Origin of the sequence: Streptomyces sp. NPDC007917 (assembly GCF_042959105.1) — a bacterium.
Lineage (GTDB): Bacteria > Actinomycetota > Actinomycetes > Streptomycetales > Streptomycetaceae > Streptomyces.
Genome location: NZ_JBIBKK010000023.1, coordinates 57,739 through 83,646, shown reverse-complemented (window position 1 = coordinate 83,646; position 25,908 = coordinate 57,739). Strand labels below are relative to the sequence as shown.

Sequence of the window (25,908 nt, the reverse complement as noted above, 5' to 3'; positions counted from 1 at the left end):
GGCCGCGGGGCGGCGGCGGACCGGCCCGCCGCCCGAGGCGGACCGCTGCGTCCCTTTCCGTGCGCCTTCCGTACGCCTTCCGTACGCCCCTGTGCCCGATGGCCCGTCGGCCCGTCGGCCTAGGCCCGGTGCGGGCGCCTGCGGCGGGTCAGCCAGAGCGTTCCGGCCGCGCCGGCGAGGACCACGGTGGCGCCGAGCGTGCCGAGGGCGATCGCGGAGTCGGCCGGTCCGGTCTGCGGGAGACCACCGCCGGAAGAGCTCTGCGCACCGCTGGTGCCGCTGGTGCCCGATCCGCTCGTACCGCTCCCGCCCGTGCTGTCGGAGCCGCCCGTACCGCCGGAGCCGCCGGAGCCGCCCGCGCCCGTGACGTCCAGCGTCAGGGAGGGCCCCGGGTTGTTGCCCGGCGTGCAGGTCGTGGTGGTGCCCAGCGCCTTGATGGTGAGGGTCGAGGCGGTGAAGGTGACCTTCCCGGTCTTCTTCGGGGTGTACGTACCCGACAGATCGGTGATTTTGATGGGGGTGTTGGCCGGGATGGCCTCGGGGTTGGGCGGCCCGGTCACCTGGAGCGTGCCGGTCTCCGCGCCGCCGAGCTTGATGAGCGCGCTCGGATGCATCGCGCCCTTGCCCAGTTCGACGGGGCTGGAGGAGACGCCCTTCTGGAAGGACATGGTGAGCTTGTACGCGCTGCCGCTCTTCACGGCCTTGATGTCGATGGGCGACACGGCGCTCTTGTCGCCGATCGGCGTCTTGCACTTGTAGTTGACGTCCACGGTGGCGGCATACGCGGCCGGGGCGGTGAGGAGTACCGCCGAACCGGCCACGGCAGCGGCGAGTGCGAGGGCTGCGCCACGGCCGACCGGGTGGCGTTTCGTGTGGGACACCTCGAGATCCCCTCTCGTCAAGTGCCGCAGCCGAATGTTACTGACGACACATCAGATCGGGCGCTGACAGTACGCCGGGGACCTTGCCGAGGGAAGACAAAGTGCGCGCCGGTTCGGCGCGCAGCGGGTGAAGATACGGAAACCGGGGCCCAGGGGCCCGTGTCCGCAGGAGTGTCACAGGACCGGAGCAGGCCGGGACGGCGGCCCGGGTGTCAGGAGGGGGCGGCCCCGGGCGTCAGGAGGGGGCAGCCAGTTCGGCCCAGACCGTTTTGCCGGCGCCGTCGGGGTTCCGCACGACCCCCCAGTCGAGGCACAGCCGCTGCACGATAAACATGCCGTGGCCGCCGGGGCGGCCCGCGCGGTGGGGGGTGCGGGGAGCGGGGGTGCCCGAGCCGAGGTCCACCACTTCGAGCCGGAGCACCTTCGGCGAGCTGCTGACGCGCAGCTCTTCGGGCCCGTCGGCGTGCAGACAGGCATTGGTGACGAGCTCGGAGACGACGAGCAGGACATCCTCGGCGGCGGCCTGCTGATCGGCCGTCACGGCCGGAAGCCAGCCCCAGTCGCGCAGCGCCTCGCGGGTGAAGTCGCGGGCGCGCGGCACGGCGCCGCTGGCTCCGATCAGGTGGAGCCTGCGGATCTGACGGATGTGCCCCACGGGCGGGGACACCGCTGGGGTGGCCGAAGCAGCGGGGCCGTCCGGCTCCGGGCCACGGTCGCCCGGCGGGTACGGCCGGGTGGTGCTCATCAGCGGCTTCACCTCACCGATTCACCGATTCAGGGACAAGAGATACCTGATCTTTTCAACAGTTTCAGCCTGTCTCCTGCCCGACGAAAGCGTGAGAACACCCACTTCCCCCGAACGTCTCGTGTGACGAGGGATACGCGTCGATGACGCGCCGAAGAGGCGCCCGGGGAACGCCGGGAACAGGAGGGGCCGGCGCTACTCGACGAGCGCCGCGTCCAGGGAGTCATGCACCGTGAAGACGGCCTCCGCGCCCGTGATCTCGAACACGCGCGCCACGACCGGCTGCATCGCGACCAGATGGACCGCACCGCCCTCGGCCTCGGCCTTCAGGCGGGCGCCGAGGAGGACGTTGAGCCCGGTGGAATCACAGAACTCCAGCTTGGAACAGTCCACGACCAGCCGCGCATGCCCCTCCTCCACGCAGGCCTCAAGCGGTTCGCGCAATGCCTCGGCGGTGTGGTGATCCAGCTCACCGGCCGGCGTCACGACCGCACTCGCCCCGTGGTGCCGAACCTCGACCTGCAGTCGGCCCTTGCTTGCGCTGCCGACCATCTGGCGGTCCATGTGCGCACCTCTTCTGGCGTCTCGTTGCTTTCGATTGCGCGCATCGAACATTACGCCTTCTCCACGCCCTCCGGTAGCTGAACATTCCACATACTTCGCCAAATATGGACAAGATGGACTTGCCAGTTGGAGGTGGTTGCGGGTAGGCGTAGTAGAGACACACACACCACGGCCGGCTTTGGAGGCGCCGCAAACCGCAGCAGCTCGTAATGGCATCGGCAGCCATATGCCGAGAATGAGGGAGGAGACTTATGTCACCCCGGCTCGACGAATCGCGCCCCGATTCCTCTGTGAACACATCGACCACTCAGGACACTCGGATCACCGCCTCGTCGGCAATGACGTCGTTGTCACAGCAGTTCACATCCGGCCCGGACGGCCCCAAGGCCACCGGCCATTCCTCCGAGGACCTGCCCGATCTGGCCGACCTACCGGAGATCCCGCCGTACGAGACGGTGGGGCCGGTGGACGCGCGGGCGCTGTCCAAGACGCTCTTCGAGCGGCTCGAGGCCCTCGAGGAAGGCACGCACGAATACGCGTACGTGCGCAACACCCTGGTCGAGCTGAACCTGGCCCTGGTCAAGTTCGCCGCCTCCCGCTTCCGCTCCCGCAGCGAGCCCATGGAGGACATCGTCCAGGTCGGCACCATCGGCCTGATCAAGGCCATCGACCGCTTCGAGCTCAGCCGGGGCGTGGAATTCCCCACCTTCGCCATGCCGACCATCGTCGGCGAGATCAAGCGCTTCTTCCGGGACACCAGTTGGTCGGTACGGGTGCCCAGGCGGCTGCAGGAACTCCGGCTCGACCTGGCCAAGGCCGGGGACGAACTGGCCCAGCGGCTGGACCGCGCCCCGACCGCCGCCGAGTTGGCCGAGCGGCTGGGCCTCACCACCGCCGAGGTCATCGAGGGCATGGCCGCGAGCAACGCGTACACCGCGAGCTCGCTGGACGCCCAGCCGGAGGAGGACGACTCCGAGGGCGCGCTCGCGGACCGCATCGGCTATGAGGATCACGGACTTGAGGGCATCGAATATGTCGAATCCCTCAAACCCCTCATCGCGGATCTCCCGCCGCGTGATCGCAAGATTCTCTCGCTCCGTTTTGTGGCAAATATGACGCAATCGGAGATCGGAGATGAGCTGGGTATTTCCCAGATGCATGTCTCCCGGCTGCTGTCGCGCACACTCGTCCGGCTCCGCCGTGGGCTGATGGTCGAGGAATAAGCGCTCACCGCAGACGGATAAGGGCCCGCCCCCACGTGGGACGGGCCCTTATCCGCGCCCGCTCGGGTCCGCGCCCCCTGGGGTCCGCCCCTTTCGGCTCCGCCCCTTTCGGGTCCGCGCCCGTTCAGGCGCCCGCGTACAGCGTCGTCCGGACCTTCTCCGCCGCCTTCGCGGCCGCGGCGAGCGCGGCGGCGCGGTCCTTCCAGTCACCGGACGTCACGATCACGCCGCCCAGGCGGACATAGACCTGGTACGACGGGCCCCGGTCGGCCGCGTCCTCCAGCTCGGCGTCGGCCTCCTTCGACTGCGCCGCCTCGACGAAGGCGTCGTCGCCCAGCTCCACGTCGTCCACGGTGTAGCGGTAGGTGTGCGGCGGGCCCGCCTCGGCGTCGACCGCCGTCCGGGGGCAGCTTCTGTAGAGCGCGCGCCTGAGCGCGAGATAGCGGTCGGCGCGCTCCCGTGTCATCGAGAGCAGCACCTCGGGCCTGATGCCGCCGCCGCCCGCGGCCGCCTTCCGGTCGCCGGGGACCAGATGCCGTACGACGCTCGGCGCGCGGAAGGCCCACAGCTCCGCGATGTCGCCCTCGACCGCGGCCGGGCAGTCCGCCCACAGGGCGCCGCCTTCGGGTATCCGGGCCACCTGGTTGAAGGTGCCCCGCGCGCTCCACACCTCCCGCCCCCCGCCGGGGAGTTCGTCGCCGTCCAGCAGCGCCTTCTCCAGCTGGGCCTCGGTGAACAGACGGGCGGGGTCGGCGGATTCGTCGACCCCGGGGACGCGTGGGGCGCTCATCGAGGGCTTCGCCTCCGCGCCCGGCCGGCCCTTGCCGCTCTCGCCGGCGGTGCCGCCCCGCTCGTCCCCGGCGCCGGAGCCGCAGCCCGCGGCCGGCAGCCCGGCCGCGACCAGCGCGGCGCACGCCGCGACCCCCCGCCGTATCCGCATCACTCCTGCCCCCCGCTCATCCCGTCACGTCGGCCCCGGAGCCGGGCGCGGTTCCGGGCGCGGTTCCGGGCTCGGCCCCGGACCGGGTCTTGGTCCTGGTTCCGATTCCGGTTCCGGTGGAGGCCAGCTCTGCGACGTCCGGGATCGCGTCGAACGCCTCCCTCGTCCGCGCCCGCAGCGCATCGCGGCCCGGGTCGCCCGGGGCCTGCGCCCAGTCCTTGAGCGCGCAGCGCCACGCCGCCAGCATCAGCTCGAGCAGCAGCCGCACGCGCAGTTCGTCGGTCGCCGGATCGGGCCGGCGGTCCGTGACGGAGCGCACGATGGCGTCGGTGACGTCCGCGCAGTGTCCGAGGCTGTGCGCGGTCAGCGCCGGGGTGCGGTCGGCGAGGGCGCGACTGACGCGGAAGCGGCGCTCCCAGCCGTCCGCCATGTCCGCCACGGCGGCGAAGAGCGTGTCCTCGATCGCCGCCAGCAGCGGGCCGGTCAGCGGGTGCGCCTCGATGCGCGCGGTGTACGCGGCCCACAGCTCCTTCTCGGGCGCGAGCGCCACGTCCTCCTTGGAGGAGAACGTACGGAAGAACGTGCGCTTGGACACCTCCACCGCGGCCACCAGCTCATCGAGCGTGACCGCGCCGAACCCCTTCTCCGAGAAGAGTGCCAGAGCGGTCTCGACCAGGGCCTCGCGGGTGCGCAGCTTCTTGCGCTCGCGCAGCGGCAGTTCGTTCACCACGCCGGGCAGCCTACCGCCCGGCCCGCCGGCCGAACTTTTGCCACTTGAAGGCTTATGCCACTGAGTGGCACTATGGCGCTTCCTTGATCAGCACCTGTGAACCGCGGAGGCGAAGTTGCGCGCCCTGACGATCGACCATGCGGCCCCCGGGCATCTGTCCCTGGCCGAGATCCCCGACCCCGAGCCCGCTCCCCACCAGGCGCTGGTCCGGGTCGAGGCCTTCTCGCTCAACTACGGCGAGGTCTCCCACGTCGTACCCGGCGGCGAGGACGGGGCCGTGCCCGGCTGGGACGCGGCGGGCGTGGTGGTCCGGGCGGCGGCGGACGGCTCGGGCCCGGCCGTCGGTACCCCCGTGGTCTCCATCGGCGCCGACGGCGCCTGGGCCCAGCTGCGCGCGGTGGACACCGGCCTGCTCGCCGCCGTCCCGCCCGGCACCGACCCCGGCGCGGTCAGCACCCTGCCGGTGGCCGCCGGCTCCGCGCTGCGCGGGCTGCGCCGCCTGGGGCCGATCCTGGGCCGGCGGGTGCTGGTGACGGGCGCGGGCGGCGGGGTCGGGCGCTTCGCCGTACAGCTCGCGGCCCGGGGCGGCGCGCAGGTCGTCGCGGCCACCTCGGACCCGTCGAAGGAGGCCGAGCTGCGGGCCCTGGGGGCGCACGAGGTCGTGGTGAGCGCCGGAGAACCGGCCGGGGTGAAGCCGTCCGAGCCGGTGCACGGCGTGATCGACCTCATCGGCGGCGCGGCGCTGGTCACCGCGTACGAGGCCCTGGCCCCGCACGGGACGCTGGTCGCCATGGGGCACAGCGGCGGTGACGGCGAGAGCTTCGGGTACGGGGCCCTGTTCGGCAACGAAGGCCGGCACAACCGGTCCATCACCACGTACTTCCTGCTGGACGACGCGGACGGGCTGGACGCGGACCTGGCATGGCTGGCCGGGCTCCTGGCGCGCGGCGAGCTGGACCCGCAGATCGCCTGGCGGGGCGACTGGACGCGGGCCGCTGAGGCGGCCGAGGCGCTGCTCGGCCGCCGGGTGCGCGGAAAGGCGGTCCTGGAGGTATCGGCGTAGCGCGGGCCGGACGGGGCGGTCGCACCCGGGCGCCGTCGGGCCGGGCGCCGCCAGGGCCGGGCGCTGGTCAGGCCCGGGCGCTGGTCAGGGTGCTGATCAGACCAGGGTGCCGCCGTGCCAGACCGCCGCGGCGAGGGGGACGCCGGGGCGGTAGGCGAGGTGGACGTGCGAGGGGGCGTCCAGCAGGGTCAGATCGGCGCGGGCGCCGGGGGTGACCCGGCCGACGTCGGTGCGGCGCAGGGCCCGCGCCCCGCCCGCCGTGGCCGCCCAGACCGCTTCGTCCGGGGTCATCCCCATCTCGCGGACGGCCAGCGCCACGCAGAAGGGCATGGAGCTGGTGAAGGACGAGCCCGGGTTGCAGTCGGGCGAGAGCGCCACCGTCACGCCCGCGTCCAGCAGGCGCCGCGCGTCGGGATACGGCGAGCGGGTGGAGAACTCCGCGCCCGGCAGCAGGGTGGCGACCGTGTCGCCCTGGGCCAGGGCGTCCACGTCGGCGTCGGAGAGATGCGTGCAGTGGTCGGCGGAGGCGGCGCCGAGCTCGACGGCCAGCTGGACGCCGGGGCCCTGGGTCAGCTGGTTGGCGTGCACGCGCGGGGTCAGACCGCGCCGCGCTCCGGCGGTGAGGATCGTCCGGGCCTGGTCCCCGTCGAAGGCGCCCTGCTCGCAGAAGACGTCGATCCAGCGGGCGTGCGGGGCGCACAGGTCCAGCATCGGGCCGGTGACCAGGTCCACGTACGCGGCGGGGTCGTCGGCGAACTCGGGCGGCACGACATGCGCGCCGAGGTAGGTGACCTCGTCGGTGAAGGCGGTGGCGACCTCCAGCGAGCGGGCCTCGTCCTGGGAGGTGAGGCCGTAGCCGGACTTGATCTCCAGCGTCGTGGTGCCCTGGCGGCGCGCCTCGCGGACATAGCGCGCCACGTTCTCCTCCAGGTCCTGGTCGGAGGCGGCGCGGGTGGCGGCGACGGTGGTGCGGATGCCGCCCGCGCTGTAGGGGCGGCCGGACATCCGGGCGTTGAACTCCGCCGTCCGGTCGCCCGCGAAGACCAGGTGGGAGTGGGAGTCGACGAAGCCGGGGAGGAGCGCCCGGCCGCCCGCGTCGACCTGATTGTCAGTGGCGGGTGCTTTGCTTGACTCACCGACCCAGACGACGCGGTCGCCGTCGATGACGACGGCCGCGTCCTGGAGCAGACCGAGGGGGCCTTCGCCGAGGGAGGGGTCGTTGGTGACGAGGGTGGAGATGTCGATGATGGCTGTCGCGGTCGTCATCGCGGGGGCGCTCTCCTTCATAGGGCCGTTCATGGGGCCGTGGGGGGCGTGGGTGCCTTGCGTGGGGCCCCGGCTCAGTCCCGCAGGGCTGCGATGGACTCGGCCAGGGCCTCGGGGACGCGTGGGACGAGCTGATGCGCCCCGTCCCGTACGACATGGCGCCCGCCGACCACGGTGTGCCGGACATCCGCGTTGGTCGCCGCGAATACGGCCGTCTCGGCCCCGAGCCGGGGCGGCGGTCCCGCCGTGCGGACGGAGTCCAGCGCGATCGTCGTGAGGTCGGCGAGCGCGCCGGGCTCGATCCGGCCCGCGTCGTCCCCCCAGCCGAGGGCGGCGTGGCCGTCGACGGTGGCGGCGCGCAGCAGCCGGGCCGCGCTCCAGTGGCCCCGGGTGCGGGTGTGCAGCCGCTCGTCCATCTCCATGGCGCGCGCCTCTTCCAGGATGTCGATCACGGCGTGGCTGTCGCTGCCCAGCGAGAGCGGCGAGCCCGCCTGCTGCAGCTGGGCGGCCGGGCCGATGCCGTCGGCGAGGTCGCGCTCGGTGGTCGGGCACATGCACACACCGGTGGCCGAGTGGCCCAGGAGCCGGATGTCCCCGGCGGTGAGATGGGTCGCGTGCACGGCCGTGGTGCGCGGGCCCAGCACGCCGTGGTCGGCGAGCAGCCGGGTCGGGGTGAAGCCGTGCGCCTCGACACAGGCGTCGTTCTCGGCGGTCTGCTCGGACAGGTGGACGTGCAGGGGCGCCGCGTGGTGGTCGGCCCAGCCGGAGACGGTCCCGATCTGGTCCACGGGCACCGCCCGCACCGAGTGGACGGCCGCGCCGATACGGGTGTTGCCGTCGCCCTTGAGCGCGGACACCCGCTCCGCCCAGGCCTGTGCCGAGCCGTCGGAGAAGCGCAGCTGATGGGCGCCCGGCTCGGCGCCGAAGCCGGAGGAGAGATAGCAGGTGTCGAGGAGGGTGATCCTTATCCCGGCCTCGGCGGCAGCCGCGATCAGGGCCTCCCCCATCGCGTTGGGGTTGTCGTAGCGGGTGCCGCCGGGCGCGTGGTGCAGGTAGTGGAACTCACCGACGCAGGTGATGCCCGCCATGGTCATCTCGGCGTAGACGGCGCGGGCGAGCTCGAAGTAAAGCTCGGGGGTGAGCTTGTCCGCGACGCCGTACATCACCTCGCGCCAGGTCCAGAACGTGCCGCTGCCCGCCTGGACGACACCGCGCAGGGCGCGGTGGAAGGCGTGGCTGTGGGCGTTGGCCAGGCCCGGGAGGGTCAGGCCGCGCAGCCACACGGCCCCGGCGGGCGGCACGGGCGTGTTCGCCCGCACCGCCTTGATCCGGCCGTCGACCGCCGTCACGATGAGCACGTTCGGCTGCACGCTCTCGCCCATCCAGGCATGCTCCGCCCAGTAGGTCTGCGCCGTCAGCGACACGCCAGGCCCTCCAGTACGTCGGCGAGTGCCGTCACCCCGGCGAGGCAGTCATCCTCGGCCGCCGTCTCGGCGGGTGAGTGCGAGACGCCGGTGGGGTTCCTTACAAACAGCATGGCGGTCGGTACCGAAGCGGACAAAATGCCCGCGTCGTGTCCCGCGCCGGTGGGCAGCACCGGGGCGCCGCCGAGGAGCCCCGCCAGCTCGTCGCGGAGGCCATGGGCGAACTCCACCACCGGCGTGAACGACTCCCGCGTGACCTTGACGTCCACGCCGTCCCGCCGCCCCCGCTCGACGGCCGCGCGCTCGATCTCGCCGACGACCGCCGCAAGGGTCTCCTCGTCGGGGGCCCGCGAGTCCAGCCAGCCCCGCACCAGCGAGGCGATGGCGTTGACGCCGTTCGGCTCGACGCCGACCTTGCCGAAGGTCGCCAGCGCCCCGGCGAGCCGCGCCTTCTTGCGGGCGGCCAGGACGGTATTGGCGTAGGTCAGCATCGGATCGTGGCGGTCGTCCAGCCGGGTCGTCCCCGCGTGGTTGGCCTCGCCGTGGAAGTCGAACCGCCAGCGGCCGTGCGGCCAGATCGCGGAGGCTACGCCGACGGGGTGCGGTGTCTCCGCGAGGGCGCGCCCCTGCTCGACGTGCAGCTCCACGAACGCGCCGATGCGGGCCAGCCGCTCCGGATCGGGGCCGATCGCCTCCGGGTCGTACCCGGCGCGCTCCATGGCCTGCGCCAGGCTCACCCCGTCGCCGTCGCGCAGCGCATGCGCCTGCTCGGCGCTCAGCTGCCCGGCGGTCAGCCGCGAGCCGACGCAGGCCAGGCCGAAGCGGGCACCCTCCTCGTCGCCGAAGTTGACGACGGCGAGCGGCTTGGCGGGGCGCGCCCCGCGGGCGCGGAGCTCGTCCAGCGCGGCGAAGGAGGAGACGACGCCGAGAGGGCCGTCGAAGGCGCCGCCGTCCGGCACGGAGTCCAGGTGCGAGCCGGTCACGACGGCGTCCCCGGCGGTCGGGTCGCCCAGCCAGGCCCACTGGTTGCCGTTGCGGTCCTCCTCGTAGGCCAGGCCGCGGGTCTCGGCCTGGGCGCGGAACCAGGCGCGGCAGTCGGCGTCGGCGCCGGTCCAGGCGTAGCGGCGGTAGCCGCGGGTTTCCGCGTGGCGGCCGAGGGGGAGCAGGTCGCGCCACATCTCGTGGAACGTGGGCCCGGGTGCGCCTGGCGCCGCCTGGAGTTCCGTTTCGTGGGCGGGTGCGGGCCGGTGGGTGGCGTGTGCCCACCCGTCCCTCCCCCAGCTACCGCTGGGAGGTGCCCCCTCCGCGGGACGATTGCCCACACTCACGTGGTGTCCCCCTCTCGCATGGGGATCCTTACGCCTCGCTCCTCCGCCACCTCGTCCGCGCGGTCGTAGCCCGCGTCGACGTGGCGGATCACGCCCATGCCCGGGTCGTTCGTCAGCACGCGGCGGATCTTCTCGCCCGCCAGCGGCGTGCCGTCGGCGACCGTGACCTGGCCCGCGTGGATGGAGCGGCCCATGCCGACGCCGCCGCCGTGGTGAATGGAGACCCAGGACGCGCCCGAGGCGACGTTGACCATGGCGTTGAGCAGCGGCCAGTCGGCGATCGCGTCCGAGCCGTCGAGCATCGCCTCGGTCTCGCGGTACGGGGAGGCCACCGAGCCGCAGTCCAGGTGGTCGCGGCCGATCGCGAGCGGCGCGGCGAGCGTGCCGTCGGCCACCATGTCGTTGAAGCGCTCGCCCGCCTTGTCGCGCTCGCCGTAGCCGAGCCAGCAGATCCGGGCGGGCAGGCCCTGGAAGTGGACCCGCTCCCCCGCCAGCTTGATCCAGCGGGCCAGAGACTCGTTCTCCGGGAAGAGGTCGAGGATGGCCTTGTCGGTGGCCGCGATGTCCTTGGGGTCGCCGGACAGGGCCGCCCAGCGGAAGGGGCCCTTGCCCTCGGCGAAGAGGGGGCGGATGTAGGCGGGCACGAAGCCGGGGAAGGCGAAGGCGCGGTCGTATCCGGCCAGCTGGGCCTCGCCGCGGATCGAGTTGCCGTAGTCGAAGACCTCGGCGCCCGCGTCCATGAAGCCGACCATGGCCTCGACGTGCTTGGCCATGGACTCGCGCGCCCGCTGGGTGAAGTCGGCGGGCTTCTCGGCGGCGTACGAGGCCATCTCGTCGAAGTCCACGCCCAGCGGCAGATACGACAGCGGGTCGTGGGCGCTGGTCTGGTCGGTGACGATGTCGATGGGGGCGTTCATCGCGAGCAGCTGGGGGACCAGCTCGGCCGCGTTGCCCAGGACGCCGATGGACAGCGGCCGCCGGGCGTCGCGCGCCTCGACCGCCAGCTGGAGGGCGTGGTCCAGGCTGTCGGCCCGTACGTCCAGGTAGCGGTGTTCGATACGGCGCTCGATGGCGCGCGGGTCGCAGTCGATACAGATGGCGACGCCGTCGTTCATGGTGACCGCGAGCGGCTGGGCGCCGCCCATGCCTCCGAGTCCGGCGGTGAGGGTGATGGTCCCGGCCAGCGTGCCGTCGAACCGCTTGGCGGCGACCGCGGCGAAGGTCTCGTAGGTGCCCTGGAGGATGCCCTGGGTGCCGATGTAGATCCACGAGCCCGCGGTCATCTGGCCGTACATGGTCAGGCCGAGCGCCTCCAGACGGCGGAACTCCTCCCAGTTGGCCCAGTCGCCGACGAGATTGGAGTTGGCGATCAGCACGCGCGGCGCCCACTCGTGGGTCTGCATCACGCCGACCGGCCGGCCCGACTGGACCAGCATCGTCTCGTCCTGCTTCAGCGTGGTGAGCGTACGGACCATCGCGTCGAACGAGCGCCAGTCACGGGCCGCCTTGCCCGTACCGCCGTAGACCACGAGCTTGTCCGGGTGCTCGGCGACCTCGGGGTCGAGGTTGTTCTGCAGCATCCGCAGGGCGGCTTCCTGTTGCCACCCCCGGGCGCTGAGCTCGGTGCCGCGCGGTGCGCGTACGGGTCGCGGTCCTGACATGGGCCGTGCCTCCCTGCCGTCGACTGGATCGAGATATTCACATCTTTGCCTCGTTGAATATAGCTAGTCAATACCGCCTCACGGAGAGTTCCCGGGGGACGGGCTTGCGGTTGACGTATACGTCAGGTCTTACCGTCTCGGCGTTCCGCTCCACCGCGACACCTCCACACCGAGGAGCGCTCCATGCCGCTGCCCGAGTCCACCCCGGCCGCCGTGCCCGCCACCCACCGCCAGGTGCTGCTGGCCGCCCTGCCCCAGGACACGCTCACCACCGACCACTTCGAGCTCACCACCGCTCCCGTGCCCGAGCCGGGCCCCGGGCAGGTGCTCGTGCGCAACCGCCTCATGAACGTCGCCGCCGTGATGCGGCCCATGACCATCGCCGACCCCGACAGCTTCGCCCTGTCCCAACTGCTGCAGCGGCCCGGCGACCCGATGCACGGCCCGGCCATCGGCGAGGTGGTCGCGGTCGCGCCCGGCACCGACCTTGTGCTTGGTGAGCTGGTCCGGCACCGGCTGGGCTGGCGCGAGTACGCGGTCGTGGACGCCGCCCAGGCCGAGCGCCTGAGCCCGCAGGCGCTGCCCGACCCCGCCGCGTACCTCTCGCAGGGCTTCGCCGCCTGGCTGGGGGTGGTACGCGGGGCCGGGGTACGGGCCGGGGACACCGTGTTCGTCACCGGCGCGGCCGGCGGGGTCGGCACGCTGGCCGGGCAGTTCGCCCGGCTGCACGGCGCCGCCCGGGTCATCGGCTCCACCGGCTCCCGGCGCAAGGCCGACCACCTGGTCAAGGAGCTCGGCTACGACGCGGCCGTGGTCCGGGGCGCCGGACCGATCGAGGACCAGCTGCGCGAGGCGGCCCCGGACGGCATCGACGTACTCTTCGACAACGTCGGCGGCGACCAGCTGCTGGCCGCGCTGGCCGTGGCCCGCCGGGGCGCCCGCTTCGCCCTCGTCGGCGCCCTGTCCGCGCAGCTGACCGGCGACGCCATGGCCACCGTCGGGATCAGCACCTTCGACCTCATCGCGCGGGGCATCACGCTGCGCGGCATCGCGGCCTTCGACCACATGGACGCGTATCCGCAGTACGAGCGCGAATTCGGCGACGCGCTGCGCGAGGGCACGATGACCTACCCGCACGCCCGGCTGCGGGGCATCGAGCAGGCGCCGCGCGCGCTGTGCGAACTGGTCGAGGGGCGCCATGTCGGCGCGGTGCTGGTGGAGTTGTAGACGACACGGCGCGAGAATGGCCCTCGGACATGGAAGAGACCAGGGTCTGGGACGGGGGACACCCATGCGGATCGGGGACGCGGCCGCTGCCGCCGGGCTGACGCCACGGGCGCTGCGCTACTACGAACAGCGCGGGCTGCTCACCGCGCGCCGCACGCGCTCCGGCCACCGCGACTACACGGCCGAGGACGTGCGCCATCTGCGGGCCGTGCGCGAGCTGCTGGCGGCCGGGCTGACCATCGAGGACGTACGGACCCTGGTCGCGGCCATCGCCGCGCTGCCGCAGGGCCGGCGCGGGGTGAGCCCCGCGACCACCGGCCCCCGTGCAGACGGGGAGGGCGGGCTGTGCACCCTCCCCAACATGATCGTCCGGCGCCGGCTGGCGTATCTCGACGAGCGCATCGAGCGGCTGACGGAGCTGCGCGACGGGCTCGCGCAGCGGGTCGGCGGCCCGCTGCGCGACCTCGGCGGAGACCTGGGCCCCACGCGGACGCCCGCGGCGGGCTAGTTACCGGACGGTGTGCGGCGCCACGCGGCCAAGCCGCACATCGGCAAGGGCCGGGAAGCCCCTAGCACGCGCAGTGAGCGGATCCGACCGGCGCCGTCAACGGGTCGGCCGCGCGCCGCACCACACCGTTGGAACCCTCGACCGGGAGCCCCTCACGGGTCCAGTACTCGATGCCGCCGATCATTTCCTTGACGTGATAGCCGAGTCCGGCGAGGGCGAGCGCCGCACGGGTCGCGCCGTCGCAGCCGGGCCCCCAGCAGTAGGTGATGACCGGAAGGGCGGGGTCCAGCAGCTTCGCGGCGCGCGCCGGTATCTCGGCGGTCGGCAGGTGCACCGCGCCGGGCACATGCCCCTGCGCCCACGCCTCGTCCCCGCGTGAGTCGATGAGCGTGAATCCCGGGTCACCGGACTCCAGCGAGGCGTGGACATCGGACACGTCGGCCTGGAAGGCGAGGCGTGCGGCGAAAAAGGCGGCCGCCTCGGCGGGTGCCGCCGGCGGCACCCGCAGGGCGGCGCTGATCTGGCTGTTGGACATGTCCTCAACGCTAAGCTCGCCGCGCCTTCCCTAGAACCCGAGATCAACGGCCCGGCCCGCACTTCGCCGTGCAATCCGTGGTATCCATCGGCAATGGCCGCTGATTCCCTCGACACCACCGACATACGCATCCTGGAAGCCCTGCAACGCAACGGGCGCGCCAGCTACGCCGAGTTGGCCCGCAGCGTCTCCATGTCGCCGAGCGCCGTCACGGAACGGATCCGACGGCTGGAGGAGAGCGGCGCCATCTGTGGGTACTCCGCCGTCGTGAGCCCCGAGGCCCTGGGGCTCGGCATCCTGGCTTTCGTCCGCCTTCGCTACCCCACCGGGAACTACAAGCCCTTCCACGACCTGCTCGACACCACACCAGAGATCGTGGAGGCCCACCATGTGACGGGCGATGACTGCTTCGTCCTCAAGGTCGTCGCCCGCTCGATGCGCGACCTGGAACGCACCACGGGCCGCATCGCGGCCCTCGGCTCCGTCACCACGAGCGTCGTCTACTCCAGCCCCCTACCGAGCCGCTCGGTGACGACGGCCGTGTCCCGCGTACCGTCCGGCGGAACCGGCGACTGATCCGTCAGACAGGCCCGGGCTCCCCGGGCGCCGGCCACGCACCGAGCTGTGGACGGTCGGACGGCCCGATCCTCGACGCGCGTCCACCTGGCCCACCACGTGGGACCGCCCGTGGGACAGGCTGGGCCGCGGGGGCGCATGGTGGTTGGCTGAGGGCATGACGTCGAATCCGGTCGTGGTGGGGACAGGGACAGGGGCGGGCGCGGCCGCCCGTCGGGAGCGGGCGGTGCGGGCCGCCGTGGAGCAGGGGCTGATCGGGGCCGATCAGCCCGTCGTCGGGCTGCTGGACGTGGCCGGCATCCGGGCGGCCGCGGCCGAGCTGCGGGCCGCCTTCGACGAGGTGACCGCGCCGGGCACACCCGTGCTGCACGCCTTCGCCGTCAAGGCCGCCGCGCTGGTCCCCGTACTGCGGCTGCTGGCCGACGAGGGCATCGGCTGCGAGGTGGCCAGCCCCGGCGAGCTGGCCCTGGCCCGGGCCGCGGGGGTCAGGCCCGAGCACATCGTGCTCGACTCGCCCGCCAAGACCACCGCCGAGCTGCGCGAGGCCGTGGAGCTCGGCATCGCGGTCAACGCCGACAACCCACAGGAGCTCGCGCGCCTCGGGTCGCTGGTGGCGCCGCAGAACGGCCCCGGGCCCGTCCTGCCGCCCGGCCCGCTGGGGCTGCGGGTCAATCCGCAGGTGGGCGGCGGCAGCATCGGGGCGCTCAGCACCGCCACCGCGACCTCGAAGTTCGGGGTGGCGCTGCTGGATGTGGGGGCGCGCGAGTGGGTCGTGCGCGCCTTCGCCGAACGGCCCTGGCTGACCCGGCTGCACGCACACGTGGGCTCGCAGGGCTGCCCCCTGGAGCTGATGGCGGCGGGCGTACGGGCGGCGTACGAGCTCGCCGAGGAGATCAACCGGACGGTCGGCCGACAGCAGATCGACACGCTCGACATCGGCGGCGGGCTGCCCGTCAACTTCGGCTCCGACGAGGTCACCCCCGGCTACCGCGACTACGCCCGGCTGCTGCTCGCCACCGTCCCCGGGCTGTTCGACGGCCGGTACGGGCTGGTCACCGAGTTCGGGCGGTCGCTGATCGCCAAGTCCGGCACGGTGCTGGCGCGCGTCGAGTACGCCAAGTCGGCGGGCGGCCGCCCGATCGCCGTCACCCACGCGGGCGCCCAGCTGGCCACGCGCACCGTGTTCGCCCCCGAGTCATGGCCGCTGCGGGTCGCGGCGTACGACGGGGAGGGCGTGGCCAAGCCGACCGGGCCCGACGGCCCGGTCGCCCAGGACGTCGCCGGACCGTGCTGCTTCGCGGGCGACCTGGTCGCCGCGAACCGGCCACTGCCCGAGCTCAAGGCGGGCGACCTGGTCGCGCTGCTGGACACCGGCGCGTACTACTTCTCCAACCACTTCGCGTACAACAGCCTGCCCCGCCCCGGGATCTACGGCTTCTCGGTCGACGACGGCAAACACGGCCGCGTGCGCTTCGCCCCGGTGCGCTCGCCGCAGTCCCTCGACGAGATCGTCGCCGAGAGCGGCGGCGAGCACACGGCCGCGCTGTCGGGCCTGTGACCCGCGAGGGTGCGGGACGCAGGGGGCGCGGGCGGCGCGGCGCGGCGAGCGGCGCCGTGCGGCGAGCGGCGCCGTGCGGCGAGCGGCGCGGCGCGGCGGCGCCGTGCGGCGCGACGAGCGGGACGCCCGGCCCATCGTGCCCCGGTCCCCGTGGGCCGTGCGTCGCGTGCGCGGCAGCGCGGGGCGGGAGGCAGGGGCCCCGCCCATACCGCCGCGCACCGGCCCCACCGGCGCGGCGTCGGCGCAACATGCCCGGCGCCATCACGACAGGCACACCGCCGGCGCGCGCAAGCGCCGCTGCGGAGGGCCGCCGCCGCGGAGGGCCCACCGCAGGCCGCCGTCACCGCAGAGGGCCGCCGCAGAGGGGCACCGCGGGCCGCCGTCAGCGCGCCGCCGCGGCCGTCGCGCGCCCGCGCCACCGCAGGGGCCGCGCCGCCGCAGAGGGCCACCGTAGGGCCGTCGCGGAGGGCCGCCACGGAGGGTCACCGCCGCCGTCGTCGCGGCGGGCCACCGTCAGCGCGCCGCCGCAGGGGCCGCGCCGCCGCAGAGGGCCACCGCGGACCGCCGTCGTCGCACGCCCGCGCCGCCGCGCAAGCGCCGCCGCAGAGGGCCACCGTAGGGCCACCGCGGAGGGCCACCGTCACCGCGTCAGCGCGCTGCCCCCGCTGTCGCGCGTGCCCGCCGGGTTCCGCCCGGCCCCGCGTCGCCGGCCACGATCCCGGTCGTCTGGTAGGCGCTGACGCCCTTGCCCGCCGGCCTGCCGCGGGCCACCCACTCCGCGCGCACCCACAGCAGCACGTCGTTGGCCCGCTCCCAGCGGCCCAGCCACAGCGCCTTGGCCCACAGACCCGCGCCGACCCCCGCCAGCAGCATCCCGGCGACCGCGGGGGCGGCGAACGACGACCCGACCGCGGCCAGGAACGCCAGCAGCAGCCACCAGCGCAGCGCCCGCCGCCGGGCCCGTACCGTCACCGCGCGGTCCTGCAGGAACACCGACTTGCCCGCGCGCGTGGCGCCGCGCGCCAGTTCCAGATATCGCCCCCGGCGCGCCAGGAAGGCCACGGCCGCCGCGATCAGGAACAGCGCCGCCCCGGCCAGCACTCCGATCCGGCGCCCCGTCAGCCCCGGCACCAACACCCCGACGCCGGCGGCCAGTACGCCCAGCCACCACAGCCACCCGGCCGGCGCCCGTACGACCACGGCCACCCGAGCCAGCGCATACGCCCCGCGCCCCACGACAGACCTCCTCGTCACAGAAGTTCGTCAACGAATTCGGCTCATGCTCAAGCCGTACATACATCCGTTCGGGCACGGACTCTAGCCACCGGGAGTGAGAATTCCGTGAGACGCGCCTACTCCACGCCTAGTCCACGCCTACTCCACGAAGAGTCCCCGCTCCGCGGCCTTCGCGTCGAACTCCTCCAGCCGCGCCTGCGCGTCCGGCAGCGCGTCGCACATCGCCTCCAGCAGCACCCGCCCCAGCAGCATCGGCGCGCAGGCCGTGTCGAAGGCGAGGCCGGTCCCCACCGCCGCGGGCAGCAGCAGATCGCTGTGGCGGGCCACCGGCGCGAAGGCGCTGTCGGCGACCGTCACCACGGTCAGCCCGGCGGACCGGGCGTACTCCAGGCCCTCCACGACCTCGCGCGGATGGCGCGGCAGGGCGAAGCACAGCAGGGCGGTCGCGCCCGCGCGCGCGGCGGCGTCGATGCGGTCGGTGAGCATGGTGCCGCCCTCGTCCAGCAGGCGTACGTCCGGGTGGACCTTGCGCGCGAAGTACGCGAAGCCGCCCGCCTGGGCCGAGGCCGCGCGCAGCCCGAGGACCGGCAGCGGCCGGGACCCGGCGAGCAGCCGCCCGGCCCGTGCGACGGGGGCCGGGTCGGCGAGGAGGGACGCCAGGTGGCGCAGGTTGTCGATCTCCGACTGCACCGCCTGCTGGTACTCGTTGTACGTGCCCTCGCCCGCCACCCGCTCGGCCGGGGCGGGGGCGACCTCCCGCAGGTGCCTGCGCAGCGCCGGGTAGCCGTCGAAGCCGAGGGCGACCGCGAAGCGGGTCACCGACGGCTGGCTGACGCCGGCCAGTTCGGCGAGTTCGACGCTCGACAGGAACGGCGCGTCGGCCGCCTGCCGCACCATGCAGTGGGCGATGCGCCGCTGGGTGGGCGTCAGGCGGTGGCCCTCGAAGAGCTGCTGAAGCCGCGCGGCACCACTGCCCGCCCCGGCCACGTCGCCCGCCCCGACCGCCCCGACCTCGTCGGCCGCACTGGTCGCACCGGCCGCGCTGGCCTCGTCAGCCGCACCGGTCACACCGGCAGCCCTACCCGCGCCGACCACCCCGGCCGCCCCCGCCGACGCCCCCGTATCCATACTCATCGCTTTCTCCTGCCCCTCTCGGCCCTCCCGGGCCCGCTCCCCGATGATCAACTCTCCGCGCTCATGTCCGCCAGCCCGTCCAGCAGGCCCGCGGCCACCGCCACATCCTGCGTCAGCGGCCGGTCCTCCATCCTCGGATCGAGCGCCTTCTCGGCCAACGCGTAGGCCGCGCCGACCGGCAGCCCCGGGTCCGGTTCAAGACCGCGCTGGCGCAGCGCCCGTACGGCCGCGACCAGTTCGCAGCCCAGCACCTGCCGGTAGTTGTCGACCACGCGCAGAGTCTGCCGGGCGCCGAGCGAGGCGAAGCTGGCCTGTTCCTCGACGCCGCGCGAGAGCACGGCGTGGCCGAGGGAGGCGGGGTGGGAGACGGCCCGCATCTCGCCGAGGGCCGCCCCCGCCGCGTACTCCAGGATCATCACGCCCGAGCTGGCGGGCGCGGTGTCGCCGAGGAAGGGGCGCAGCCGGGTGAAGTCGGGCTCGGAGAGCGCGGCGAGCCGGGCGGTGGACAGGCGGGCGGTCTGCAGGGCGGCGAGCCGGAAGTGGTCGAGGGCGAGGGCGGTGTGCGCGGCGTAGAAGTTGCCGTGGTGGTAGGCGGCCTCGTCGTCGGGGCAGATCAGCGGGTTCTCGGCGGCGGCGTTGAACTCGACGGTCAGCACCCGCTCCAGCGCGTCGGCGGCGTCCATCGCCGGGCCGTGGATCTGCGGCAGGCAGCGGAAGCCGTACGGGTCCTGGATCCGGCCGAGCGGTGGCGTCGGGCGGGCGGGGGCGCCGAGCAGGGCGCGCATCCGGGCGGCCGCCCAGGCGGAGCCGGGGTGCGGGCGGGCCTCGTGCACGGGCTGGGCGTAGGCCTCCAGCGAGCCGCCGACCGCGATCAGCGAGAGCGCGGCGACGGTGAGCGAGGCGGCCAGCAGCCGGCGCAGCTCGGCGAGGGCGAGCGCCGACTGGCCGAGGGTGAGGGCGTTGCTGCTGATGAGGGCGAGGGCGTCGTTGCTGTCGAGTTCGATGGGCTCGGGGGCGCTGCCGCCCGGGGCGGCGTCGGTGAGGTCCCAGGGGTGTTCGCCGACGAGCGCGAGGCCGGTCTGGGCGAGCGCGGCGAGGTCGCCGGTGCCGACCGCGCCGTGTTCGTTGACGACCGGGTGGGCGCCGCGCTCCAGGGCCTCGACGAGGGCGGTGACGACGGCGGGGCGCAGTCCGGCGCCGCCCGCGAGGAGCTGGTTGGCGCGTACGGCGAGCATGGCGCGGACCTCGCGGGCGGGCAGCGGCGCGCCGATGGCTCCGGCGTGGCTGCGCAGCAGGCGCAGGCCGTGGTCCTGGTCGGCGGCGCCGATGTCCTCGGTGCGGTTGGCGCCGACGCCGGTGCTGCGGCCGTAGACGCGTCCGGTGGCGGCCAGCCGGATCGCAGTCTCCCAGGCGCGCTCGGCGCGGGCGAGGGCGTCCGGGTCGGGGGCGGCGGGCCGGCCCGTACGGTCGGCGAGCCGTACGACGTCGGCCACGCGCAGGGTCCGCCCGTCCAGCACGATGCGCGGCGCGGCGTCACCCGCCGTCCCCGCGGAGTCCAGAATCTGAGACAACATCCAGCGAAGCCCCTTCCCATCCGCACCCTAATCGGACGGACGTCAACCTTCCGTCCCGGAATGTGAGCAGAAGTAACCGTTGATTAACGCGAAACTATTGACTTCTATTCACTCGCCTATGACTGTGCATGACTATATGCAGACAGGGCAAGGGGAAGCGGATGATCAGCTTCAAGCACGTCAGCAAGCACTATCCGAACGGCACCACCGCCGTCGACAACCTGGATCTGGAACTCCCCGAGGGCGATATCACCGTCCTCGTGGGCTCCTCGGGCTGCGGTAAGACCACGACCCTCCGGATGGTCAACCGCATGGTCGAGCCGAGCAGCGGCACGATCAGCGTCGGCGGCCGTGACGTACGCCGGGCCGACGCCGCCGAGCTGCGGCGCGGCATCGGCTACGTCATCCAGCAGGCCGGGCTGTTCCCGCACCGCACGGTGCTCGACAACATCGCCACGGTCCCGCTGCTGCTCGGCTGGGGCCGCCGCAAGGCGCGGGCGCGCGCCGCCGAGCTGCTGGAGCTGGTGGGCCTGACCGCCGACGCCGGCAAGCGCTACCCGCACCAGCTCTCCGGCGGCCAGCAGCAGCGCGTCGGCGTCGCCCGCGCGCTGGCCGCCGACCCGCCGGTGCTGCTGATGGACGAGCCGTTCGGCGCGGTCGACCCGGTCGTACGGGCTCAGCTGCAGAACGAGCTGCTGCGCCTGCAGAGCGAGCTGCGCAAGACCGTCGTCTTCGTCACCCACGACATCGACGAGGCCGTGCGCCTGGGCGACCGGATCGCGGTCTTCCGCACCGGCGGCCACCTCGTGCAGTGCGCCCCGCCCGCCGAGCTGCTGGCCGACCCCGCCGACGACTTCGTCGCGGGCTTCCTCGGCGCCGAGCGCGGCCTGAAGCTGCTCTCGCTCTCCACGCTCGCCGACGTACCGCAGCGCCCCGCCCCCACCGAGGAGGCGGGCCCCAAGGGCGAGGGCGGGCGCTGGCTGCTGGTGACCTCCGAGCGCGGCGAGCCGCTGGGCTGGCGGGACGCCGAGGGCCCGCGGGGCGACCGGGCCCCGCTGCTGCCGGTGCGCCCGCTGCGGGACGGCGACTCCCTGCTGGCCGCCCTCGACGAGTCGATAGCCTCCCCCGCCGGGCTGGTCGCCCGGGTCGACGCCGACGGCGTCCTGACCGGTGTGACCGACCGCGAGCTGATCCATGAGCACGCGGGGCGGCGCCACGCCGAGGCGGCGCGGACCGCCACGCCTCAGGACATCAAAGCCTCCCAGGACCCCGGCGCCCAGGACGCCGCCGCGAGCGTGACGGCATGACCATCGACTGGGACTGGTTCCCGGACCATCGCGACGACCTCGTCCGGCTCACCCTCGACCATCTGTCCACCGCCGTCCCCTCCGTGCTGTTCGGGCTGCTGATCGCGGTGCCGCTCGCCGTGCTCGCCCACCGCGTACGGCCGCTGCGGGGGCTGCTGCTGGGGCTGTCCAACGTCCTGTTCACCATCCCCTCCATCGCGATCTTCGTGCTGCTGCTCCCGGTCACCGGCCTCACCCGCACCACCGCGATCACCGGACTGACCATCTATACGCTGGTCGTGCTGCTCCGGAACACCGTCGAGGGCCTGGACAGCGTCCCCACCAAGGTCCGCGAGGCGTCCAAGGCCATGGGCACCCGCCCGCTGCGGACCCTGCTCACCGTCGAGCTGCCGCTCGCCTTCCCGGTGATCATGGCGGGCGTCCGGGTCGCCACCGTCATGGCGATCTCGCTGGTCAGCGTGGCCAGCTACATCGGATACGGCGGCCTCGGCCAGCTCTTCACCGACGGCTTCCAGCGCAACTACCCGACCCCCGTCGTCGCCGGAGTCGCCCTGTCCCTGCTGCTCGCGCTGGTCGCCGACGCCGTCCTGGTGGCCGTCCAGTGGCTGTGCACCCCGTGGCTGAGGAGGCGTGCCTGACATGATCGAGCTGCTGAAGAACCTCGCCCACTGGCTCACCAGCGGCGCCCAGTGGTCCGGGCCCGACGGCATCGCCACCCGCCTCCTGGAACACCTGCAGTACTCGCTCCTGGCCACCCTCGTCGCCACCCTCATCGCCCTCCCCGTCGGCCTGCTCATCGGCCACACCGGACGCGGCGCCTTCCTCGCCATCAACCTCGCCGGCTTCGGGCGCGCGCTGCCCACGGTCGGCCTGGTCACACTGGTCTTCCTGGCCAGCGGGCTGAGCATGTGGCCGGTGTACATCTCGCTGGTCGCCCTCGCGGTCCCGGTCATCGTCACCAACACCTACGCGGGCATGGCGGCCGTCGACCCCGAGGTCAAGGACGCCGCGCGCGGCCAGGGCATGCGGGCCCACCAGGTCCTGCTGCAGATCGAGCTCCCCCTCGCGCTCCCGCTGATCATGACCGGGCTGCGGCTGGCCGCCGTGCAGGTGGTGGCGACCGCCACCATCGCCGCGTACGTCAGCTTCGGCGGGCTCGGCCGGTACGTCTTCGACGGGCTCGCCCAGCGCGACCTGGTGCAGGTGCTGGGCGGGGCGGTGCTGGTCGCCGTGCTGGCCATCGCCCTGGACCTGGCGCTGGCCGGGGTGCAGCGCCTGCTGTTCCGCAACCGCCCCGCGCCCTCGCACGCCCACTCGCACTGAGGAGTAGTCCCGTATGACCCCCCTGAACCCCCGGGGCTCCCTGAACCCCCGGGCCCCTCAAACCTCCCGCCCCACCCGCAGGGCCCTGCTCGGCGGCCTCCTCGGCGCCGCCGCCCTCCCCGCCCTCGCCGCCTGCGGCGGCGTCACCTCGCTCGACGGCGGGTCCGGCGGCGGTGGCTCCGGCGGTGGCAGCAGCGCGGGCGGCCTGGTCGTCGGCACCGCCAACTTCACCGAGAACCAGATCCTCGGCTACCTCTACGCCGAGGTGCTGCGCGCCGCCGGCGTCAAGGCGAGCGTCCGCCCCAACCTCGGCTCCCGCGAGATCGTCATCCCCGCCCTCCAGCAGGGCGACATCGACCTGCTCCCCGAATACCAGGGCAACCTGCTGCTGCACTTCGACGACACCGCCAAGCAGACGGAGGCGGGCGATCTGCAGAACGCTCTGGCCGTCGCCCTCCCCAGCGCCCTGGAAGCCCTCCCCTACGCCGCCGCCGAGGACAAGGACGTCTTCGCCGTCACCCGGGAGACGGCGGACAAGCACGGGCTGCGCAGCCTCGCCGACCTCCACAGGCTCGACGGCGAGCTGGTCTTCGGCGGCCCGGCGGAGGACAAGAAGCGGGTCGTCGGCCTGGTCGGTCTGAAGGATGTCTACGGCACCACCTTCAAGGAGTTCAAGTCCCTGGACGCCTCCGGCCCGCTGGTCAAGGGCGCCCTGAAGAGGGGCGACGTCGACGTCGCCAACCTCTTCAGCACCGACCCCGACATCCAGGCCAACGGCTGGGTCGCGCTCGCCGACCCCAAGCAGCTCATCCCCGCCCAGCACATCGTCCCCGTCATCCGCAGCGCCAAGGCCGACGCCAAGGTGCGCAGGGCCCTGGCCCGGCTGGGCGGCGCGCTCACCACCCAGGAGCTGGCCAAGCTGAACAAGCTGGTCGACGTGGAGAAGAAGGACCCGGACGAGGTGGCGGCGGACTGGGTGAAGCGGAACGGCCTGGCCAAGCGATAGCGCCGCGCCGGAGGGCAGCGCGGGCCGCGCTGCCCTCCCTCTGCCTTGTCAGGCCGGTGCCTCGTCAGGCTGGTGCCTCGTCAGGCCGGGGGCAGCAGCTTCTTCTGGGGCTTCCCCATGGCGTTGCGCGGCAGCGCCTCCAGGAAGCGGACCTTGCGGGGGCGCTTGTGGACGGAGAGCCGTCCGGCCACGAAGTCGATGAGCTCCGCCTCGCTCACCCCGTCGGCGACCACATACGCCACGATCTGCTGCCCCAGGTCCTCGTGCGGGGCGCCGACGACCGCCGCCTCGCGGACCGCCGGGTGGTCCAGCAGCGCGTTCTCCACCTCGCCCGCGCCGATGCGGTAGCCACCGGACTTGATCAGGTCGGTGGAGGCCCGGCCGACGATGCGGTGGAAGCCGTCCGGCTCGATGGCGGCGATGTCGCCGGTGCGGAACCAGCCGTCCTCGGTGTACGAACCGGCGGTGGCCTCGGGGCGGCCCAGATATCCGTCGAAGAGGGTGGGGCCGGTGAGCTGCAGCTCACCGATCTCCGCGCCCTCCTCGGCGGCGATCCGGGTGCGGATACCGGACAGCGGGGTGCCGACATAGCCGGGGCGGCGCTCGCCGTCCGCCCGGGTGCTGATGGTGATCAGCGTCTCGGTCATGCCGTAGCGCTCGACGGGCCGGTGGCCGGTCAGCTGCTCCAGGTCGCGGAAGACGGGGGCGGGCAGGGGCGCGCTCCCGGAGACCAGCAGGCGGGCGGCCGACAGGGCGCGGGCGGCGTCGGGGTCCTGGACGACCCGGTGCCAGACCGTCGGCACGCCGAAGTACAGGCTGCCGCCCGCCGCCGCGTACGCCGCGGGGGTCGGCCGACCGGTGTGGACGAGGCGGCTGCCGACGCGCAGCGCGCCCAGCACGCCGAGCACCAGCCCGTGCACATGGAACAGCGGCAGGCCGTGGACCAGCGTGTCCTCCGCCGTCCAGGCCCAGGCCCCGGCCAGCGCGTCCAGATCGGCGGCGACCGCGCTCCGGGAGATCAGGGCGCCCTTGGGCGCGCCGGTGGTGCCGGAGGTGTAGAGAACGAACGCCGTCGACTCCGGGTCCGGCTCGGGCCCGCTCCACGCCGCGCGCTCGGCCAGGTCCACCGGGACGGTCTCGACGGGCGCGGCCGGCTGCCCGGCCTCTTCCCCCGTCTGCGAACCCATCAGCAGGAGCGCGGCCTTGGAGTCCCGGAGGATGTGGTCCCGTTCCGCGGGCCCGGAATCCGGCGGTACGGGGACCACGGGCACCCCGGCGAGCAGCGCGCCCACCACCGCCGTCACCGTCTCCGCCGTGGGGCTCGCCCGCACGGCGACGACCGGCGCCCCGGCGATCCGGGCCGCGACCGCGCCCGCGGCGCCGAGCAGTTCCTCGCGGGAGCAGGCACGGCCGCCGACGGTGAGCGCGTCGGGGCTGTCGTCTCCCGCGCCTCCCGGTTCGGCGAGGGACGTAAGCAGAGGTGCGGACACGGACTGGCTCCTTCCACAGCGGGCCCGGGCGGGCCACGGTGAGCCCGCCGTACAGGTACCTGTCCCCCCGGGCGATTCAGGGGGCTAGCCCTACCGACAATGCGTCCCCGTGACCGTACCGTTGGACCATGGACAGCCGGGACGCCGATCTCAAGCGCGAACTCGACGCGACGCTCCAGACGCGCAAGGAGCTGGGGGCGGAGTACGAGACGGAGCTGGTCGACTCCTTCATGGAGAAGGTCGAGCAGCGGTTCAACGACACCGCGGACCGCCATGTGCGGCGGCAGCTGGCCGAGCAGCAGATGGCCGCGGCCCGCGGGGCGCGTCCCCATACGACGGGCCGGCCCGCGCAGGGCCAGGGGCTCGGGGTCGGCGAGCGCTTCGCCTTCGTCGCGACCTCGCTCGTGCTGGCCATCCCGCTCTCCGCGATCGCCGTGGTCAACGCGGGGCTGTCCGGGCTGGTGGTCACCTGGGCCGGCATCTTCGGGGTCAACGTGGTGCACGCGTCCGGCGGCTTCTCCTGGCTGCGCCGCTTGCGCGGGAAGTCGCGCGACGAGTGGGACGGGTGAATCTGAGCGCGGGAACCGCCGCACCCCGGTGTGAGCACCG

General features: G+C 73.6%; 25 protein-coding genes. 11 read left to right on the top strand and 14 right to left on the bottom strand.

Annotated features, from left to right (window positions below):
* Positions 1 to 119: 119 nt before the first annotated feature.
* From ACFZDL_RS34545 to ACFZDL_RS34535, 3 genes are all read right to left on the bottom strand, one after another.
* Positions 120 to 881 (bottom strand): LPXTG cell wall anchor domain-containing protein, encoded by a 762-nt coding sequence (locus ACFZDL_RS34545; RefSeq protein ID WP_353594352.1) that lies wholly within the window; start codon positions 879 to 881, stop codon positions 120 to 122.
* Positions 882 to 1,116: 235 nt separating this feature from the next.
* Entirely contained in the window at positions 1,117 to 1,626 is a 510-nt protein-coding gene (locus ACFZDL_RS34540; protein ID WP_353594353.1) for an ATP-binding protein, read from the bottom strand.
* Positions 1,627 to 1,821: 195 nt separating this feature from the next.
* Entirely contained in the window at positions 1,822 to 2,190 is a 369-nt protein-coding gene (locus tag ACFZDL_RS34535) for an STAS domain-containing protein (RefSeq protein WP_319695992.1), read from the bottom strand.
* Positions 2,191 to 2,441: 251 nt separating this feature from the next.
* On the opposite strand from ACFZDL_RS34535, the gene ACFZDL_RS34530 reads away from it, so the two are divergent.
* The gene (locus tag ACFZDL_RS34530) at positions 2,442 to 3,413 is read left to right on the top strand and encodes an RNA polymerase sigma factor SigF (RefSeq protein ID WP_353594354.1); all 972 of its coding nucleotides are present in this window, start codon (positions 2,442 to 2,444) and stop codon (positions 3,411 to 3,413) included.
* A 124-nt stretch (positions 3,414 to 3,537) separates the two neighbouring features.
* Here ACFZDL_RS34530 and ACFZDL_RS34525 read toward each other — a convergent pair whose 3' ends face one another.
* Both ACFZDL_RS34525 and ACFZDL_RS34520 read right to left on the bottom strand, forming a co-directional pair.
* Positions 3,538 to 4,353, bottom strand: a complete 816-nt coding sequence (locus ACFZDL_RS34525) for a hypothetical protein (protein ID WP_353594355.1) — start codon at positions 4,351 to 4,353, stop codon at positions 3,538 to 3,540.
* Between the two features lie 16 nt (positions 4,354 to 4,369).
* Positions 4,370 to 5,083, bottom strand: coding sequence for a helix-turn-helix domain-containing protein (locus ACFZDL_RS34520; RefSeq protein ID WP_353594356.1), 714 nt, complete (start codon positions 5,081 to 5,083; stop codon positions 4,370 to 4,372).
* A 115-nt stretch (positions 5,084 to 5,198) separates the two neighbouring features.
* Between ACFZDL_RS34520 and ACFZDL_RS34515 the strand changes: the two genes are divergently transcribed.
* On the top strand, positions 5,199 to 6,146 hold the full coding sequence (locus ACFZDL_RS34515) for a zinc-binding dehydrogenase (protein ID WP_353594357.1): 948 nt from the start codon (positions 5,199 to 5,201) through the stop codon (positions 6,144 to 6,146).
* 96 nt (positions 6,147 to 6,242) lie between these two features.
* Here ACFZDL_RS34515 and hutI read toward each other — a convergent pair whose 3' ends face one another.
* The 4 genes from hutI to hutU form a co-directional block, all read right to left on the bottom strand.
* A complete protein-coding gene (hutI, locus tag ACFZDL_RS34510; RefSeq protein WP_353594358.1) occupies positions 6,243 to 7,412 on the bottom strand; it encodes an imidazolonepropionase in 1,170 nt (389 codons plus the stop codon).
* 74 nt (positions 7,413 to 7,486) lie between these two features.
* The gene (locus ACFZDL_RS34505; protein ID WP_391193309.1) at positions 7,487 to 8,794 is read right to left on the bottom strand and encodes a formimidoylglutamate deiminase; all 1,308 of its coding nucleotides are present in this window, start codon (positions 8,792 to 8,794) and stop codon (positions 7,487 to 7,489) included.
* A gap of 32 nt (positions 8,795 to 8,826) precedes the next feature.
* Positions 8,827 to 10,014 (bottom strand): allantoate amidohydrolase, encoded by a 1,188-nt coding sequence (locus tag ACFZDL_RS34500; RefSeq protein WP_353594360.1) that lies wholly within the window; start codon positions 10,012 to 10,014, stop codon positions 8,827 to 8,829.
* A 146-nt stretch (positions 10,015 to 10,160) separates the two neighbouring features.
* Positions 10,161 to 11,825, bottom strand: coding sequence for a urocanate hydratase (gene hutU / locus ACFZDL_RS34495; protein ID WP_353594361.1), 1,665 nt, complete (start codon positions 11,823 to 11,825; stop codon positions 10,161 to 10,163).
* 183 nt (positions 11,826 to 12,008) lie between these two features.
* Between hutU and ACFZDL_RS34490 the strand changes: the two genes are divergently transcribed.
* Positions 12,009 to 13,052: an NADP-dependent oxidoreductase gene (locus ACFZDL_RS34490; RefSeq protein WP_353594362.1), complete on the top strand. Its 1,044-nt coding sequence runs from the start codon at positions 12,009 to 12,011 to the stop codon at positions 13,050 to 13,052.
* Between the two features lie 64 nt (positions 13,053 to 13,116).
* Complete coding sequence (locus tag ACFZDL_RS34485) at positions 13,117 to 13,560, top strand: MerR family transcriptional regulator (protein WP_353594363.1); 444 nt, start codon at positions 13,117 to 13,119, stop codon at positions 13,558 to 13,560.
* Between the two features lie 61 nt (positions 13,561 to 13,621).
* Here the strand turns inward: ACFZDL_RS34485 and ACFZDL_RS34480 are convergent, their stop codons facing one another.
* Positions 13,622 to 14,095 carry a rhodanese-like domain-containing protein gene (locus ACFZDL_RS34480; protein ID WP_353594364.1) on the bottom strand — a complete coding sequence of 158 codons (474 nt, stop codon included), beginning with the start codon at positions 14,093 to 14,095 and terminating at the stop codon, positions 13,622 to 13,624.
* A 93-nt stretch (positions 14,096 to 14,188) separates the two neighbouring features.
* Between ACFZDL_RS34480 and ACFZDL_RS34475 the strand changes: the two genes are divergently transcribed.
* Together ACFZDL_RS34475 and ACFZDL_RS34470 are read left to right on the top strand one after the other, a co-directional pair.
* On the top strand, positions 14,189 to 14,671 hold the full coding sequence (locus ACFZDL_RS34475) for an Lrp/AsnC family transcriptional regulator (RefSeq protein ID WP_353594365.1): 483 nt from the start codon (positions 14,189 to 14,191) through the stop codon (positions 14,669 to 14,671).
* 157 nt (positions 14,672 to 14,828) lie between these two features.
* Positions 14,829 to 16,229 (top strand): diaminopimelate decarboxylase, encoded by a 1,401-nt coding sequence (locus ACFZDL_RS34470; RefSeq protein ID WP_353594366.1) that lies wholly within the window; start codon positions 14,829 to 14,831, stop codon positions 16,227 to 16,229.
* Positions 16,230 to 16,877: 648 nt separating this feature from the next.
* Here the strand turns inward: ACFZDL_RS34470 and ACFZDL_RS34465 are convergent.
* From ACFZDL_RS34465 to ACFZDL_RS34455, 3 genes are all read right to left on the bottom strand, one after another.
* The gene (locus ACFZDL_RS34465) at positions 16,878 to 17,465 is read right to left on the bottom strand and encodes a hypothetical protein (protein WP_353594367.1); all 588 of its coding nucleotides are present in this window, start codon (positions 17,463 to 17,465) and stop codon (positions 16,878 to 16,880) included.
* Between the two features lie 138 nt (positions 17,466 to 17,603).
* Positions 17,604 to 18,599 (bottom strand): MurR/RpiR family transcriptional regulator, encoded by a 996-nt coding sequence (locus ACFZDL_RS34460; RefSeq protein ID WP_353594368.1) that lies wholly within the window; start codon positions 18,597 to 18,599, stop codon positions 17,604 to 17,606.
* A gap of 47 nt (positions 18,600 to 18,646) precedes the next feature.
* Positions 18,647 to 20,173 (bottom strand): aromatic amino acid ammonia-lyase, encoded by a 1,527-nt coding sequence (locus ACFZDL_RS34455; RefSeq protein ID WP_353594369.1) that lies wholly within the window; start codon positions 20,171 to 20,173, stop codon positions 18,647 to 18,649.
* A gap of 161 nt (positions 20,174 to 20,334) precedes the next feature.
* Here ACFZDL_RS34455 and ACFZDL_RS34450 point away from each other — a divergent pair, with 161 nt between their 5' ends.
* Genes ACFZDL_RS34450 through ACFZDL_RS34435 form a run of 4 tightly spaced genes read left to right on the top strand, consistent with a single transcriptional unit; the run spans position 20,335 to position 23,809 of the window.
* Positions 20,335 to 21,480 carry an ABC transporter ATP-binding protein gene (locus tag ACFZDL_RS34450; protein ID WP_353594370.1) on the top strand — a complete coding sequence of 382 codons (1,146 nt, stop codon included), beginning with the start codon at positions 20,335 to 20,337 and terminating at the stop codon, positions 21,478 to 21,480.
* A complete protein-coding gene (locus ACFZDL_RS34445) occupies positions 21,477 to 22,118 on the top strand; it encodes an ABC transporter permease (protein ID WP_353594371.1) in 642 nt (213 codons plus the stop codon). The genes ACFZDL_RS34450 and ACFZDL_RS34445 overlap by 4 nt, the downstream gene beginning before the upstream one ends.
* Position 22,119: 1 nt before the next feature.
* Positions 22,120 to 22,803, top strand: coding sequence for an ABC transporter permease (locus ACFZDL_RS34440; protein ID WP_353594372.1), 684 nt, complete (start codon positions 22,120 to 22,122; stop codon positions 22,801 to 22,803).
* 13 nt (positions 22,804 to 22,816) lie between these two features.
* On the top strand, positions 22,817 to 23,809 hold the full coding sequence (locus ACFZDL_RS34435) for an ABC transporter substrate-binding protein (protein ID WP_353594373.1): 993 nt from the start codon (positions 22,817 to 22,819) through the stop codon (positions 23,807 to 23,809).
* A gap of 80 nt (positions 23,810 to 23,889) precedes the next feature.
* Here the strand turns inward: ACFZDL_RS34435 and ACFZDL_RS34430 are convergent, their stop codons facing one another.
* Positions 23,890 to 25,299 (bottom strand): acyl-CoA synthetase, encoded by a 1,410-nt coding sequence (locus ACFZDL_RS34430; RefSeq protein WP_353594374.1) that lies wholly within the window; start codon positions 25,297 to 25,299, stop codon positions 23,890 to 23,892.
* 128 nt (positions 25,300 to 25,427) lie between these two features.
* Between ACFZDL_RS34430 and ACFZDL_RS34425 the strand changes: the two genes are divergently transcribed.
* Complete coding sequence (locus ACFZDL_RS34425; protein WP_353594375.1) at positions 25,428 to 25,868, top strand: hypothetical protein; 441 nt, start codon at positions 25,428 to 25,430, stop codon at positions 25,866 to 25,868.
* The last annotated feature ends 40 nt before the right edge of the window (positions 25,869 to 25,908 follow it).

Bases quoted from the DNA above. Each gene is read 5' to 3' on its own strand.
- ACFZDL_RS34540 (WP_353594353.1), bottom strand. From the start codon at position 1,626: ATGAGCACCACCCGGCCGTACCCGCCGGGCGACCGTGGCCCGGAGCCG.
- ACFZDL_RS34535 (WP_319695992.1), bottom strand. From the start codon at position 2,190: ATGGACCGCCAGATGGTCGGCAGCGCAAGCAAGGGCCGACTGCAGGTC.
- ACFZDL_RS34530 (WP_353594354.1), top strand. From the start codon at position 2,442: ATGTCACCCCGGCTCGACGAATCGCGCCCCGATTCCTCTGTGAACACA.
- ACFZDL_RS34525 (WP_353594355.1), bottom strand. From the start codon at position 4,353: ATGCGGATACGGCGGGGGGTCGCGGCGTGCGCCGCGCTGGTCGCGGCC.
- hutI (WP_353594358.1), bottom strand. From the start codon at position 7,412: ATGACGACCGCGACAGCCATCATCGACATCTCCACCCTCGTCACCAAC.
- ACFZDL_RS34505 (WP_391193309.1), bottom strand. From the start codon at position 8,794: ATGGGCGAGAGCGTGCAGCCGAACGTGCTCATCGTGACGGCGGTCGAC.
- ACFZDL_RS34500 (WP_353594360.1), bottom strand. From the start codon at position 10,014: ATGTGGCGCGACCTGCTCCCCCTCGGCCGCCACGCGGAAACCCGCGGC.
- hutU (WP_353594361.1), bottom strand. From the start codon at position 11,825: ATGTCAGGACCGCGACCCGTACGCGCACCGCGCGGCACCGAGCTCAGC.
- ACFZDL_RS34490 (WP_353594362.1), top strand. From the start codon at position 12,009: ATGCCGCTGCCCGAGTCCACCCCGGCCGCCGTGCCCGCCACCCACCGC.
- ACFZDL_RS34485 (WP_353594363.1), top strand. From the start codon at position 13,117: ATGCGGATCGGGGACGCGGCCGCTGCCGCCGGGCTGACGCCACGGGCG.
- ACFZDL_RS34480 (WP_353594364.1), bottom strand. From the start codon at position 14,095: ATGTCCAACAGCCAGATCAGCGCCGCCCTGCGGGTGCCGCCGGCGGCA.
- ACFZDL_RS34475 (WP_353594365.1), top strand. From the start codon at position 14,189: ATGGCCGCTGATTCCCTCGACACCACCGACATACGCATCCTGGAAGCC.
- ACFZDL_RS34470 (WP_353594366.1), top strand. From the start codon at position 14,829: ATGACGTCGAATCCGGTCGTGGTGGGGACAGGGACAGGGGCGGGCGCG.
- ACFZDL_RS34460 (WP_353594368.1), bottom strand. From the start codon at position 18,599: ATGAGTATGGATACGGGGGCGTCGGCGGGGGCGGCCGGGGTGGTCGGC.
- ACFZDL_RS34455 (WP_353594369.1), bottom strand. From the start codon at position 20,173: ATGTTGTCTCAGATTCTGGACTCCGCGGGGACGGCGGGTGACGCCGCG.
- ACFZDL_RS34450 (WP_353594370.1), top strand. From the start codon at position 20,335: ATGATCAGCTTCAAGCACGTCAGCAAGCACTATCCGAACGGCACCACC.
- ACFZDL_RS34445 (WP_353594371.1), top strand. From the start codon at position 21,477: ATGACCATCGACTGGGACTGGTTCCCGGACCATCGCGACGACCTCGTC.
- ACFZDL_RS34440 (WP_353594372.1), top strand. From the start codon at position 22,120: ATGATCGAGCTGCTGAAGAACCTCGCCCACTGGCTCACCAGCGGCGCC.
- ACFZDL_RS34435 (WP_353594373.1), top strand. From the start codon at position 22,817: ATGACCCCCCTGAACCCCCGGGGCTCCCTGAACCCCCGGGCCCCTCAA.
- ACFZDL_RS34425 (WP_353594375.1), top strand. From the start codon at position 25,428: ATGGACAGCCGGGACGCCGATCTCAAGCGCGAACTCGACGCGACGCTC.